This window comes from Acinetobacter sp. NPDC052428 (assembly GCF_044547685.1).
Lineage (GTDB): Bacteria > Pseudomonadota > Gammaproteobacteria > Pseudomonadales > Moraxellaceae > Acinetobacter > Acinetobacter lwoffii_G.
Genome location: NZ_JBIUAT010000033.1, coordinates 1 through 14,242 on the forward strand (window position 1 = coordinate 1; position 14,242 = coordinate 14,242).

A 14,242-nucleotide genomic window follows, 5' to 3' on the forward strand; every position below is an offset into this window, starting at 1 on the left:
CGAGTAATTTCTACCATCAATCAATGAAAATAATTTCGATCGATCAACCAGTAAAAATCCACACAAGTTGTTCTTCATAATCTCTTAATGATCTTCTTACTGATTCGTCACCAGCAAGCTAGGTCGGCTATATTACTCTCTATCTCTAGAAAGTCAACCAGTAATTCAGATTATTTTCAAACTTATCAAATAAAACCCAACTCAATTAAACTTAACTAAGTCACTGTTTTATCAGAAGTTTTAATCCTCATCACCGCCGATGGATGTGCATTCTACAGCATTTCAGAGCCCTTGCAACACCTTTTTCAAGAAAATCATTTTGTATGTATATTTTTTAAGCTTTTCGTGTGTTTTCATTCATTTTTTATACAAATTTGCTTAAATGATGTCTATTCGTGAATATAACGTTTATTATTTTCATACTAATAAGTAGTGCTACTTACACAGAAAAGGCCTCGGGTTACCTTATGCATCGTTCTATTTACTTATCTATATGCTTATTTTCTTTAGCCTCAAGCGCACATGTTTTCGCCGAGGTGGCCACCGATGTGGAAAATCTGGAAAACGAGCCTGCAAAAACGCCACTTAGAACAAAGATCTCAACCAAAGCGCAACAATTACAAACGCAACTGAAAGTTGATGCCAGTGCAGCACAAGCTGAAGAAGTTAAAGATCCTTTTCAGCCGTTAAATAGAAAGATCTATCAGTTTAATGATGCGATTGACCGCACCGTGGTACGTCCCATAGCTGTACAATATGTGGAAAAAGTTCCTCAAGATGTTCGTGGCAGCTATACCCAGTTCCGCAGTAACCTGGGTGAACCTTGGAATGTGGTGAATCAGCTGATTCAAGGTCGTCCTGCCCGCGCTGCTAAATCTCTAGGTCGTTTTACTATTAATACCTTAACGACTTTAGGACTGGCTGATCCAGCACGTCGCCTTGGCTTGAGCCATGAAGAGGAAAAATTTGGAATTACTTTAGGGTATTATGGCGTGCCTTCTGGCCCTTATATCATGTTGCCATTTTTAGGTCCAAGTTCTGTCCGTGGCGTAATCGGTACTGCTGTAGATAGTCAAGCTCGTCCACAAAAATACATTCTCGAAGATGAAGATGGACTTTACTGGACTGATCAGTTTTGGCGTGCCATTGATACCCGTTCTGAAATACTGGACGTTGAAGGGGTGCTGACGGGTGATCGCTATGCGCAGATTCGCGATATTTATTTGCAACGTACCAATTACGCAATTGCAGAAAAGAAAGGCACAGAACAAGATACACTGTTCCTAGAAGATGATTTTGAAGATGAAAATTCTGATGATGCACCTTCTCGTGATAGCAATATTGAATCTTCAAACGAAGATCTTTAAGTTTAAGCTTCATGTATGATTGCTAGTGAAAATCTGTTCGCTAGCAATACTTTGCTTGTTATAGTACATCTTACAACCAATCCTGGGATTGAATCACTTTTTTATGTATTTCATTCAACCGACTCGTGATATTCCTTATTTAGATCAAGTACTTGATACGCTTCCGCATGTTCAGATGATCTATCTGGATGATCATGAACTATATGACTCTACGATTATTGCGATTGCAGATGTACATGATTATCTGAAATATAAGTGGAATCTGCCTACGATTGTACTGGCCTTAGAAAATGAAGGTACTGCTTTGGCTCAGGCCTGGGAACAAGGTGCTTTAGCCGGCTGGATCTGGAACAAGCTTCCCGAGAATCCAGATCTGGCATTACAAAAAATTGATGCACAATATAAGCGTAACCAGGATAGCCGTGACCTGCCTTCTGCTGCAGAACTACAAAAAAAATTGTTACCGAATCCGATTGAACTTACCAATTACGAGGTCGAAACCTATTTTCAGCCTTCAGCCTATCTTTCAGGGGATTGGTATGATTATTGGAAAATCAGCGACAAAGAAGTGATTTTCTATTTGGCCGATGTATCCGGACATGGCGTCACCAGTAGTTTGCTCACGTCCTGGATGGCAGCTTTCCATGGCCGCTCCAAGACGCCGCGCGAGCTGATCAAGAAGCTGAACGGTATGCTGATGCAGGAAAATATTGAAAAGCACATCACCATGATTGCCGGGATTCTTAATCTGGAAACCCATGTATTAAAATGGTCCAGCGCTGGACATTATCCTCCACCGATTATATTTGAACCCAATCAAGAACCTAAAATCCTCTCTTCCAGCAGTTTCCCTTTGGGCTTAACCGAAGATCTTGAAGTTGAGGAAAATGAATGGGTATTAAGTCGCAATGCGCGCTTTATTATCTGTTCGGATGGCGCACTGGAACCTTTTGATGGTGGTTTAAATGAACAATTCTCGCAATTATTACACCATTTGCAGAATCAATCTTTTCAGGCTCCGGAACATGTGGCTGACGATATCGCCTTTTTAAGCTTTATCCGCGTAAATTAGCAGTATATTTACAGGCTTTATAAGCACTTAATTTGATTACTACTTTCAGCCACTTGAGTATCAATACACCCTATGGGATAATTTAATATCCTTCTCTGCAAATGGCATTTATATGTCAACAGGTCATGTTGAATATGCAAGTCTGAATGGAACGCATATTTTTAAGCTTATCGGCGAAGTGCGTGCCCAATCTTGTATTAGTCTAGACAAATTACTGAACAAAATTGAACAGCAAGACAACGTAGTTGGCGCTATCGTTGATCTCACCGAAACCAGTTTCATTGACAGTACCGTACTGGGTGTTTTAGCGAAACTAGGACTCAAACTCAAGCAAGTACACAATATTCAGGCTGTCATGCTTTCTACCAATTCTGACATTACCACTTTGGCCAACAGTATGGGATTGAGCCAAGTGTTTGTGATTCTGAATTATTGTGGTGATCCAAATGTCTGCACACGTGCGCTGATGGAAGAATATGTCACGCATCAAAATATGCTGAATACGGTTCTGGATGCGCATAAAACCTTGATGAAACTGAATCAAAGCAATCAGAACATGTTTGAACCTTTAGTCAAACAGCTACAGAAAGAGCAAGACAATTTAGATAAAATTTCCGAGCAAAAGGTATAACCATCTTATAAGAGGACCCTATGACTTTACTTTCTGTTGTACAAATGAATTCTCAAAATGAAATTGATGCCAATTTCGTGGAGATTGAATCTTTAATTCAACAAAGTAAGGCCAATGGAGCTGAACTGATTGTTTTCCCGGAAAACTTTGTCTGTTTTGCCGCAGGAAAACAGCGTGAAACTGCTGCACAATTTGAAGTGATTCAGCAGCGTCTGGAACAACTTGCCCATCAATATGACACCTGGATCGTCGCTGGTACATTACCCTGCCCTTATCGTCCGGATGGTTCGATCATTGAAGATGGCCGCGTGCGTACCGTTAGCCTGTGTATCAGTCCGGAACGGACCGAAGCGCGTTATGACAAAATTCACTTGTTTGATGTGCAAGTCGGTGATGCTGTCGGTGGTTATCAGGAATCCAAGTTCTTTGAACCCGGCACAGATGTTGTCGTAGCCAAAACACCTTTTGGCAATATTGGTTTGATGGTCTGTTATGACCTGCGCTTTCCTGAACTAGCATTAAATCTACGAGCCAAAGGTGCAAACCTCTTGACCGCTCCTTCTGCTTTTACCTATACCACAGGTGAAATGCACTGGCAGCTTCTTCTGCAAACACGTGCTCTAGACAGCCAATGCTCGGTGCTTGGTGCAGCTCAACAAGGCTGGCACGGTGAAAAACGTCAGACTTGGGGACATGCAGCCGCCACTAATAGTCGTGGACAGCTTCTTAATATGATCCATGCAGAAGGTGCTCAACTCATTTCCGTCGACTTTGATTTAAATGAACAGCAAAAAGTGCGTGAATCCATGCCTTTAATGCAACACCGTAGACTTCTGCAACTTTCCTGAATCGTGTCATTTGCTTGCATAAAATAACAAAATCCCTGCTTATTCTTCAGGTGAAATCACCGAGCATAGAAGCTCTACGAAAAATAAACAGGGATTTAACTCATGTCATTAGAAAAAGCCGTCTATACCGCACATGCCAAAGCCACAGGGGGCCGTGATGGCCGCGCCATTTCTGACGATCAGATTCTGGACGTTCAATTGGCCGTACCCAAAGAAATGGGGGGACCAGGCGGTGGAACCAATCCTGAACAGCTCTTTGCCGCAGGATATTCTGCCTGTTTCTTAGGTGCAATGAAATTTGTTGCCAATCGTGACAAGCTCAACATCAGCAAAGATGCCTATATTGAAGGTGATGTTGGAATTGGTCCGATTCCTACCGGGTTCGGGATCGAAGTGACCTTAAATATCCATCTTGAAGGCATGGATCAGAAAGAAGCACAAAAACTGGTCGATGCTGCGCATATTGTCTGCCCCTACTCGAATGCGACCCGCAATAATATTGATGTGAACTTAAACGTAATTACTTAATTTTTTTATTTAACAGCTATCCTGAAAAAAGTTTCAGGATAGCTAGACTTCAATTATAAATTTCAACTTTTAGTCACTTCACTTTCCCTCAACATCCAACTTCGTTTTCAAAATAGCAGCAAAAACTCAAGATCTTATATATAATGATTCTTATTTGCATTTATTCGATTTATATTGCTATTAAAGCCTATTCTGTTAAGTTCTTTCTTACTCACTGTTGCTACTGCCTCTTTTGCAGATCTTTATCTCTCAGAAAAAATCCGTCCGAAAATAAAATCTCTGCTCAATACTGAAATTAAACGCCTACCCATTCCTGCAACACCCAACAATATGATTCTGCCTGAATTTGGTAAAGGGATTATTGGTTGGGGCGCTGGCTCCAAAGATGCCCAAGCCCGTTTCCACACTGTCAACAAAGTCGACGTTGAAAAAATAAAACAGCATGGTGTCACTTTAGAAATGGCGCAAGCCTGGCAGACATTCTATGAAAATGAAACTCTGCGTAATCCGGGAAATCCGACTGCACCTTTTCGTGCACAACTCATGAAAAAAATCGTCAGTCTCTGGTAAATATCCAAAAGTCCTGACGATCATTATGATAAAGCGAGCAGATTAAAAAATTATTCTACTGCTTCGTTGGTTACTCGCAATACTTCTTCAATCGTGGTTTTTCCGGCCAATACTTTACGCAGACCATCATCACGAATGGAACCTGACTGCTGACGTGCATAGCTTTCGATTTCATATTCAGCCGCATTACCATGAATCAAACGGCGCATATGATCATCGACTGGCACAATTTCATAAATCGCGGTACGACCACTAAAGCCAGTATTGCCACAACGTTCACAGCCTTGAGGTTGCGGTAATTTTAAATCTTGGGGATGCTCAATATTGCCAAATAGATTCTTCTCGAAAGCATCTGCTTCATGCCAAGTCGCGCAATGTGGACACAAGGTACGCACCAGACGTTGGGCAATTACCCCGATTAAAGAACTGGAAAGCAAAAATGGTTCAATTCCCATATCTTTGAGACGCGTAACCGCACCAATCGCGGTATTGGTGTGCAAGGTGGATAACACCAGATGTCCAGTCAGGGATGCCTGTACCGCAATTTCTGCCGTTTCCAGATCACGAATCTCACCGACCATGACCACATCCGGGTCCTGACGTAACATCGCTTTTAACGCACGGGCAAAGGTCATATCCACTTTGGTATTGACCTGCGTTTGTCCAATGCCTTCCAGCTGATATTCAATCGGATCTTCAGCTGTGAGGATATTCTTGGAACCGTCATTCAGGTCAGAAAGTGCCGCATACAAGGTGGTGGTTTTACCCGAACCGGTCGGGCCAGTCACCAGAATAATCCCGTGCGGGCGATGTACTAAGGTCTTGAGTCGATCATAGTCATTATTCATCAGACCCAAATGGGTCATGTTCAAACGGCCGGCCTGCTTGTCCAGCAAACGCATCACCACCCGCTCCCCATAAGAAGATGGCAAGGTGGATACACGGACATCGACTTCACGTCCGGCCAAGCGTAATGAAATACGGCCATCTTGAGGAATACGCTTTTCGGCAATATCCAGTTTGGCCATGACTTTAATCCGTGAAACCAGAAGCGGTGCCAGTTCACGGCGTGGCTGTACAATTTCGCGTAACTGGCCATCGACCCGTAAACGCACCGACAGTTTTTTCTCAAAAGATTCAATATGAATATCGGAAGCCCCGACACGAATCGCCTCTGAGAGCAATGCATTGATCAGCCGCACAATCGGCGCATCATCTTCCTGATCCATCAGGTCTTCAGCTTCAGGTACGGAATCAGCCAGGCTGAGTAAATCCGGATGATCTTCCAGACCGGCAGCGACCTGTTGCGATTCGCCGCTATCGCCGGCAAAACTGGAACTGAGTAACTGGTTAAATTCCTGTTCGCTACAGAGTTGAAAATGAGCCGGATAACCGAGCAGACGGCGAGCTTCCTGCAATGCAAGCATCGAGGTATTGTCACGACGCAGAATAAAGGCCTGATCTCCCTCATAACGCAACAGCACACCATGGCGCTTGGCGAAGCTATATGGGATTTGTAATTGTTTAAGTACTTGCATCGCGGATTATAATAATGATGAAAAAATTTAAATTGAGTGTACTCTAAGCATATGACAGCGTGAAGTATGTTTTCAAAGATTTAGCAAGAAAGGGTGCCAAGATTGCCGCAAGATAAAGATGAATTAATCCCGAATACAGCGAAAATGCGCTGGTGGGGAGAACAGAATTTTGAAATAAATCAGTCTAAAGCCTGGCAGTTTGGCTCCTTGCTGTTTCGGCTAACCCGAGGGATTCAGGAATGGCGACTGGAATATTTCCGCCCTTCTGTGCAATACGATTATGAGCAGCAATGGCGTCAGATTGATGATCCGAATTTTGCATTTCCACCGCCCGTGAAAATTGAACGCTATATGTTCAAATCCACACAAAATAAACTGCAGCTGATGCCTCGCCTTGCCGATCGTTCTGTGGTGATCAAGCCGGTCGATCCGATTTATATTCCTGCCGGACAGCGCGGTACGCTTTATATCAGCACGCCCTTATGGATTGCCGGTTTTGTCGAGGGGCAGCGCGAACCGATTTTCGATTTGCCGGTAATCTTGCCAAAAGACACCTGGTTTGGACCCAATCATCGCTCGGGGGAAATCTGCTATGCCACCGCAGTCGATGGCAGAACCGAACTGAAACAGTTACATCCGCGAGCCTTTCGTGCAGTCACGCCGATTGAGTTTCACAATACAAGTAACCAGCAATTGCGCTTTGACCGAATGAATGTGCCAGTGCCTGCCCTGCCGCTTTTTTACAGTGAAAGTACCGGCCGCTTATGGACCTCGCAAATCCGGGTCTTGCATGAGAGTTCGGATCGTCCACCGCGGATCCGGGTGGAAAACCGCACGCCGCCGAATGCCGGCGAAGTCGCCTATCTGCATCCACCGCGCGATCCGGCAGGCGCTTTATTTAATATGTTTGATTCATTTTTCTAAGGGCGTCTGATGCCAAGTTCAAATATTCCGACCGAAGTCACCAATAGCCTGAAGGGAGTATTTACCAATATCAATACCGATCGTTTGACCGAAGTTTTGGTGGCGGTGGTGTTGTGCTTTATTGGTTTCCTGATTGCGCGCTTTATTTCCAATACCTTTATTCGCACCATTGGTGTCCGTTTTAATGCCCATCAAAAACTGGTCTGGCGCCGCGGGATTTTCTATTTTATCTTCCTGCTATTTGTGATGGCCAGTCTGAAAGAGGCTGGTTTTAAACTCAGTGTCTTCCTTGGCGCTGCCGGAATTTTAACGGTCGCACTGGGTTTTGCTTCGCAAACCTCAGCATCCAACCTGATCAGTGGCCTGTTCCTGATTGGTGAAGGTTCTTTTGAAGTCGGTGATACCATCCAGATTACCTTGATTCGTGGACATACCATTGAAGGCGAAGTGATTTCGATTGATCTGCTCTCGGTTAAACTTTTGACCCAAGATAATATCTATGTGCGTTTACCGAATGAACAGCTAATTCGGGCACCGGTGCAGAACTTGTCGAAATTTCCGATACGGCGGATTCCGATTACGTTGGCGATCAATTTCCATGAAGATATTATCAAGGTGCGCGAAGTTCTGTTGGATGTTGCCAACAAGTATCCACTGGTTCTGGCCGACCCAAAACCGGCAGTCACCGTTACTGCGTTCCGTGAATCTTCGATTGAACTGCTGTTTGCTGTGTGGTGCCAACAGGAAAACTACCTGAAAGTTCGTGATGAAATGCAGGAACGGATTCGCAACGGCTTTGTCGATAACCAGATTGAAATTCCGGTGCCGAAAATGGGCTTTGTCGATCACCCACTTTCCCGTCCTTTGGAGAATGAAGAGATCGATCAATACGCCAATGACAAGGCAATGAAAAGAGAGCCAGATTTAAAATAAATTAACTTTAGGTGAGAGTAACATCGAAACCAAAACCTGCATCAGTGAAGAATGTTGCCTCTCCTTTCTTAAAGGAGAGGGTTAGGGAGAGGATTCAATTAATCAGTTTTCTCCGGCATCGGCGCAATATAAGCAATCAGCAGCATCACCCCGCCCGCCAGCAGGAAGGAAATCACCCGTGTCAGGGTGCCAATATGTGACAGGTCAAATAGTACGAGCTTCAAGGTCACAATCACCAGAATACTGCCGCCTAAAATCCACATTGGTTTCAGTTTTTTGAGTGTTGCTGTCCACATGGTAATCCAGGCCAGCAATACCCAGAGTATGGTCAGACTAAGCTGAACTGTCGCATTGCTCCATAATGCCAGCTCATTAAACGGCGTCTGCAGGTACACATGTAAAGCTCTTAAAACAATATAACTGGAAAGCCATAACAGGCTTAGTACCATTAAAACTGCGATCATGCCTTTATCACGTCCCACTTTAATTTGCTGTAACAGCATCCAGATAAAGCTGGCAAACATGGCGATACTGATCAGATCAAAAGGATTCAGAATTGGCAGCCAGTAATACTGAAAGGCTTGCTGACTAAATAACTGTGAACAAACCAGCCAAGTTGCCATCAGCAATAAACAGCTCTTGGTTTGCCAAAGCTGCTGCCAGCCTGACTGCGGATCCTGTCGATAACACCACAGGCAGAATAATAAAGGTAAAATCACCATGCTCAGATAAGGCATGTTCGGGATCAGACATAAACTTGCCAGAGCCAGACTGCTAAAAACACCAAAACTCATCCATTCCTTGGAGAGCTGCAAGCCAGCCAACGGTCTAAGCCACAAAATGGCTAGTAGCATCGTAGAAAGGGCAAAAACTCCACGTTCAAAACTACTATTCCAGACAATCACCGCATTTTGACTACGATCCAGGGTCAGAATCGCCGCAATGACCAGCAAGGGCGAGATGCCGCTCCACTTCGGCAGTAACCAGGACCACTCCTGATTTTTGCGCAGGATCATTTCATTGAACAGTACATATCCCAGTATGATGATAAATAAACTCAGCACATAGGCATGCTGACTCGGAAATTCATCTTCCAGCAAGGCAAATAACATCAGGCTGGCCGCAACACTTAAACTGCTTAAAAAGCTGACACTCAGACTATCCATCTGCTGCTGGTACTGCTTTTTAAGCTGGCTGATGACTACGACTGCCACATAGCACAGACTCAAAATCCAGAAAATGATTCGCGGTGTTGGATTAATCTCGACCAGATAATACAGGCTGCTGAATCCGGCCATCAGCAATAAGCCCATGCTCAGATAGTGTGCTACCCGGACATTTTTTTCCAAGGCCCACAAATAAATCAGAACACCTTCAACGGCCCAGCCGACCACACTCCATTGCTCTGTCAATAAGATCGGTGGCACCAAGGCGAGAAAAATCAGCATCAGGCTCAGATAGCTCTGCGAAATGAGCTGGATAGTTTGCTTACGGTGCAGCAGTGTCCAGCAAGCGGCAAAGACCAGTGCAAAGAACAGGCTTAACCCAGCTTGCCAGAGTTTTTGATTGGGCTGATTAAAATGAATCAGATACAGAAAAATATAAGCGGTAATAGGGGCAGCAAAAATCAGCGCTAAGTCCAATACCGGTTTTAACTGAAAACGTGAGAGATCCTGTCGTGCCAGCAACTGGCTAAAGCGGAAACCTAGCCAGATAAACAGTGCACTATGTGCCAGAATCAGCGCAGTCATGGCATAACGCTCATATGTATAACCATGAATCAGGCTATATATCCCGCCAACGACCCCAGTGACTAAAAAAGCAATCTGATTGAGAATCTTCCATGGCCGGAAACTGCTCAGTACTGCCACCCCGATATTGATCAGCAGATAATAGCTGATCAGCTCAACAGCAGAAGCATCGCGGGTCGGCAAGGTAAACGGCGCCAGATAAGCAATCAGCAAAGCCATCAAGGCCAGTTCGATACTTTCCTGTTTTAGGCTTAAATATAGGGTAATAACCAGAATGATGAGGAATAGCAACGTCGCCAACGGTAACGTGGGAATCACCAGATTGTAATAGGCAAAAAATAAGGTCAGGAACAGACTGCCCAAACCTAGTCCTTCCAGTGCCAGAGCAAAACTCCGATTTTTCTGCATCAGGCGATAACCCAGACCTGTTACACAGCCACTTGCCAGTGCAACCAGGCCCAATTTTGCAGCCAGACTGAGTTGCCAGTGCTCAGTGGCAAAGCGCAGCAGTAAAATAATACCGATCACTAAAATACTGATTGCGACTTTTAAGACTGGATTCCCTTGAAAAAGCCAGCGCTGCAGTTGATCTACCAGATGAGGAGTGTCGTTTACCTCTTGGGCAGACTCAGTTTTCACGAATGGAACAGAATCGGACCAATCCGGTGATCGCTGTAAGGGATCGGCAGAATGAGATTGTGATTGCAACTGTATCAAACGTCCTTCCAGACGTTGCAGCCACTTGAGCAAAAAGAATACCCAGGCCGTAATCCCAATTCCCATCAGCCAATCCAGTTCAGCCAGTCCACCAACAATGGCAGTAATTGAAGAAATATATAAAGGAACTTTAGAATTGCGTTCTAGGGACATCTGCTGCTGTCCGGCCAATTGATTCAGCGGTGCTTCTACCGCAGTGACATATTGCATCACGCTAAAGATAAAACCCAAACCACACAGATAAGTCACAATCTGATAACCCAGATACCAGGCACTGATCCCGGCAATCAGCAGGGTAATCAGCCAGATCATGCGTAACTCATTCCGTCCTGCAGCCATTCTTATATTTCTCTTTCCTGAATCATTCCATCATACAACAGCTTGTGCTGCTTATTTCATCTTCAGCCGATATTCGCTAAGCTGTAAACTCAGACTCGCCTCAGCGAGCGCAGTAAAAATCACGTACAATAGCGCTGTATTTTGAATAAGGAATTGATTACATGCCACCATTTGTCTTGGTCGATGGCTCTTACTTTTTATTTCGTGCCTTTCACGCACTGCCACCATTAACCACGTCAACCGGTTTACATACCAATGCAATTCGTGGTGCGATTTCTGCTATTCAAAAACTGATGCGCCGGACCCAACCGACCCATATGGCGGTGATTTTCGATACCCCAGAACCGACCTTCCGGCATGAGCTGTCACCGATTTATAAAGGTGACCGTCCCAGCATGCCAACGGAATTATCCGAACAGATTCCTTATCTGCATGCCTTGATCCGCGCTTTGGGCATTCCCCTGCATACCTTACCGGGTGCCGAAGCCGATGACATTATCGGAACACTGGCCAAACGTGCCGAGGCGATGGGACATCAGGTGCTGATCTCTACGGGCGATAAAGATATGGCGCAACTGGTGACCGAAAAAGTTACCCTGGAAGACAGCTTTAAAGAAAAACCGCTGGATGTCGACGGCGTGTTTGAAAAGTTTGGCGTCTGGCCGAATCAGATTATTGACTATCTGACCCTGATGGGTGATGCATCAGATGGCATCATGGGCGTGCCAGGTGTCGGTGCCAAAACTGCAGCAAAACTGCTTAACGAATATGGCTCGATTGGCGGCATTTTAGAAAATGTCGACAAGATCAAAGGCAAAGTCGGTCAAAATATTAAAGAACATGTCGATGGCATTGCACTGGACCATCAGCTGGCCAGTATTGTGATCGATCTGGATCTTAACTTTGGTTATGACGATTTAAAACTGTGTGAGCCGAATGTCGAGACCTTACGTCATTTGTACACCGAGCTGGAATTCCGTAACCAGCTGCAGTCCTTAGATCACCCGAACAACCCGAATAATTCAAATTACCAGCAAGCAGCAAAATCTATTAACGCCAAAGCGGTTACAGCACCAGAACCTCTGGAAGACCATGCGTCTGTGACCAGCAGTGATGACCAGTTAGGACAAGCCACCTATCACACGGTATTAAACCAACAAGATTGGGACACACTGTTTGAACGCTTAAGTACCGAAAAACGTTTTGCCTTTGATACCGAAACCACCAGTCTGGATTATCGTATTGCACAGATTGTCGGTTTCTCGGTCGCCTTCGATGCGCAAGATGCCTACTATGTTCCCTTGGCACATGATTATGAAGGCGCACCGGAACAGCTGAATCGTGAAGTAATTCTGGCGCAGATCAAACCAATTCTGGAAGATGAGTCTGTAAAGAAAATTGGTCATCATCTGAAATATGATGCACATGTACTGGAAAATCATGGTATTCATCTGGCAGGCTGGTATTTCGACACCATGCTGGCTTCCTATGTCCTGAATTCCGTCGCGACTCGTCATGGCATGGATGATGTGGCCCGTCTGTATTTGAGTCATCTGACCACGACTTATGAACAGGTGGCCGGTAAAGGCGCCAAACAGAAGACCTTCAACCAGATTCCACTTGAAACTGCAGCGCATTATGCTGCAGAAGATGCACATGTTACCTATCGTCTTTATGAAGTCTTGAGCAGCAAATTACAGGCACATCCTGAACTGGTGAATATTCTGCATAATATTGAAGTTCCGGTCGCACGTGTACTGACGCAAATGGAAGAAAACGGCATCGAACTGGATCTGGCTTTTCTAGATCAGCTTGGGGGCGAATTTTCCAATACCATGCACAATCTGGAAAACCAGATCATGGAAATTGCCGATGAAAGCTTTAATGTCAGCTCACCTAAACAGGTCGGTGAAGTGTTATTTGAAAAGTTGGGGCTAAAAGGCGGTAAAAAAACCACCACCGGACAATACAGTACCAGTGAAAGTGTACTGGAAAAAATTGAACATCCGATTGCCCAGCTGATTCTGGAATATCGTGGTTTGTCCAAGCTGAAAAGTACCTATACCGATGGCTTATGCAAACAGGCCAATCCTGATACCCACCGTGTGCATACCAGTTACCATCAGGCACTGACTGCAACTGGCCGTTTATCATCGACTGATCCAAACCTGCAGAACATTCCGATTCGTGCCGAAATTGGCCGTCAAATCCGCAAGGCATTTGTGGCACCGAAAGGTCGTGTTTTGCTGGCAGCCGATTACTCACAAATCGAATTGCGTCTCATGGCACATTTATCTCAGGATGAAGCTCTGCTGGATGCATTCATTCACGGTCAGGATGTACACCGCCGTACCGCAGCTGAAGTTCTAGGCATTCCTTTGGAAGAAGTGACCAATGACCAGCGTCGTCAAGCCAAGGCCGTCAACTTCGGGCTACTTTACGGTATGTCCGAATTTGGTTTGATCCGTCAGTTGGGCTTTACCCGTCAGGAATCACAGGATTATATCAAGCAGTATTTCCATCGTTATCCGGGCATTTATGACTATATGCAACGTACCCGTCAGGTCGCATTAGAACAGGGTTTTGTTGAAACCCTGCTCGGACGCCGTTTATATACTCCAGATATCGATGCCCGTAATATGATGGTGCGTAAAGCGGCAGAACGTGCTGCGATTAATGCCCCGCTACAAGGTTCAGCTGCGGATATCATTAAAATGGCGATGATTGAAGTCGACAAGATGTTGCCGAAAAATCAGGCCAAAATGCTGCTGCAAGTTCACGATGAACTGGTGTTTGAAGTCGATGAAGACATTGCCGATGAACTGGCACCTAAACTGGCTGAAGTGATGCAATCGGTATTGCAGATTTCTGTACCATTGGTGGTAGAAGTGGGTAAAGGCAAAAACTGGGATGAGGCGCATTAAAGGGTTTCCTCACCCCAGCCCTCCCCCCTCTGGGAGAGAGAGTGAAAACCAATATTATTTTAAAGGTATCCCCTCTCCTCTCAGGAGAGGGTTAGGGTTA

At 44.9% G+C, this 14,242-nt stretch carries 11 protein-coding genes; 9 read left to right on the forward strand and 2 right to left on the reverse strand.

What is annotated here, in order from left to right; translation table 11 throughout:
• Window positions 1–467 precede the first annotated feature (467 nt).
• The 6 genes from ACIG3F_RS13570 (at window position 468) to ACIG3F_RS13595 (ending at window position 5,016) form a co-directional block, all read left to right on the forward strand.
• Window positions 468–1,367 (forward strand): VacJ family lipoprotein, encoded by a 900-nt coding sequence (locus ACIG3F_RS13570; RefSeq protein ID WP_253147004.1) that lies wholly within the window; start codon window positions 468–470, stop codon window positions 1,365–1,367.
• Window positions 1,368–1,470: 103 nt separating this feature from the next.
• The gene (gene gigA, locus ACIG3F_RS13575) at window positions 1,471–2,439 is read left to right on the forward strand and encodes an RsbU family protein phosphatase GigA (protein ID WP_004732911.1); all 969 of its coding nucleotides are present in this window, start codon (window positions 1,471–1,473) and stop codon (window positions 2,437–2,439) included.
• A gap of 112 nt (window positions 2,440–2,551) precedes the next feature.
• A complete protein-coding gene (gene gigB, locus ACIG3F_RS13580) occupies window positions 2,552–3,070 on the forward strand; it encodes an anti-anti-sigma factor GigB (protein WP_005103337.1) in 519 nt (172 codons plus the stop codon).
• Window positions 3,071–3,090: 20 nt separating this feature from the next.
• Entirely contained in the window at window positions 3,091–3,918 is an 828-nt protein-coding gene (locus ACIG3F_RS13585; protein ID WP_396470293.1) for a carbon-nitrogen hydrolase family protein, read from the forward strand.
• A 102-nt stretch (window positions 3,919–4,020) separates the two neighbouring features.
• Window positions 4,021–4,446, forward strand: coding sequence for an organic hydroperoxide resistance protein (locus tag ACIG3F_RS13590; RefSeq protein ID WP_005107792.1), 426 nt, complete (start codon window positions 4,021–4,023; stop codon window positions 4,444–4,446).
• Between the two features lie 174 nt (window positions 4,447–4,620).
• Window positions 4,621–5,016 carry a DUF4951 domain-containing protein gene (locus tag ACIG3F_RS13595; protein ID WP_396470294.1) on the forward strand — a complete coding sequence of 132 codons (396 nt, stop codon included), beginning with the start codon at window positions 4,621–4,623 and terminating at the stop codon, window positions 5,014–5,016.
• Between the two features lie 50 nt (window positions 5,017–5,066).
• Here ACIG3F_RS13595 and gspE read toward each other — a convergent pair whose 3' ends face one another.
• Complete coding sequence (gene gspE / locus ACIG3F_RS13600) at window positions 5,067–6,554, reverse strand: type II secretion system ATPase GspE (protein WP_005267419.1); 1,488 nt, start codon at window positions 6,552–6,554, stop codon at window positions 5,067–5,069.
• A gap of 144 nt (window positions 6,555–6,698) precedes the next feature.
• Here gspE and ACIG3F_RS13605 point away from each other — a divergent pair, with 144 nt between their 5' ends.
• Together ACIG3F_RS13605 and ACIG3F_RS13610 are read left to right on the forward strand one after the other, a co-directional pair.
• Window positions 6,699–7,478 (forward strand): hypothetical protein, encoded by a 780-nt coding sequence (locus tag ACIG3F_RS13605; protein WP_191112231.1) that lies wholly within the window; start codon window positions 6,699–6,701, stop codon window positions 7,476–7,478.
• A gap of 9 nt (window positions 7,479–7,487) precedes the next feature.
• Entirely contained in the window at window positions 7,488–8,411 is a 924-nt protein-coding gene (locus ACIG3F_RS13610) for a mechanosensitive ion channel family protein (RefSeq protein WP_184412616.1), read from the forward strand.
• A gap of 98 nt (window positions 8,412–8,509) precedes the next feature.
• On the opposite strand, the gene ACIG3F_RS13615 is transcribed toward ACIG3F_RS13610, so the two are convergent.
• Complete coding sequence (locus ACIG3F_RS13615; protein WP_396470295.1) at window positions 8,510–11,218, reverse strand: DUF2339 domain-containing protein; 2,709 nt, start codon at window positions 11,216–11,218, stop codon at window positions 8,510–8,512.
• Between the two features lie 161 nt (window positions 11,219–11,379).
• Between ACIG3F_RS13615 and polA the strand changes: the two genes are divergently transcribed.
• Window positions 11,380–14,142: a DNA polymerase I gene (polA, locus tag ACIG3F_RS13620; RefSeq protein ID WP_396470296.1), complete on the forward strand. Its 2,763-nt coding sequence runs from the start codon at window positions 11,380–11,382 to the stop codon at window positions 14,140–14,142.
• Window positions 14,143–14,242: the final 100 nt, after the last annotated feature.

Bases quoted from the DNA above. Each gene is read 5' to 3' on its own strand.
- ACIG3F_RS13570 (WP_253147004.1), top strand. From the start codon at position 468: ATGCATCGTTCTATTTACTTATCTATATGCTTATTTTCTTTAGCCTCA.
- gigA (WP_004732911.1), top strand. From the start codon at position 1,471: ATGTATTTCATTCAACCGACTCGTGATATTCCTTATTTAGATCAAGTA.
- gigB (WP_005103337.1), top strand. From the start codon at position 2,552: ATGTCAACAGGTCATGTTGAATATGCAAGTCTGAATGGAACGCATATT.
- ACIG3F_RS13585 (WP_396470293.1), top strand. From the start codon at position 3,091: ATGACTTTACTTTCTGTTGTACAAATGAATTCTCAAAATGAAATTGAT.
- ACIG3F_RS13590 (WP_005107792.1), top strand. From the start codon at position 4,021: ATGTCATTAGAAAAAGCCGTCTATACCGCACATGCCAAAGCCACAGGG.
- gspE (WP_005267419.1), bottom strand. From the start codon at position 6,554: ATGCAAGTACTTAAACAATTACAAATCCCATATAGCTTCGCCAAGCGC.
- ACIG3F_RS13605 (WP_191112231.1), top strand. From the start codon at position 6,699: ATGCGCTGGTGGGGAGAACAGAATTTTGAAATAAATCAGTCTAAAGCC.
- ACIG3F_RS13610 (WP_184412616.1), top strand. From the start codon at position 7,488: ATGCCAAGTTCAAATATTCCGACCGAAGTCACCAATAGCCTGAAGGGA.
- ACIG3F_RS13615 (WP_396470295.1), bottom strand. From the start codon at position 11,218: ATGGCTGCAGGACGGAATGAGTTACGCATGATCTGGCTGATTACCCTG.
- polA (WP_396470296.1), top strand. From the start codon at position 11,380: ATGCCACCATTTGTCTTGGTCGATGGCTCTTACTTTTTATTTCGTGCC.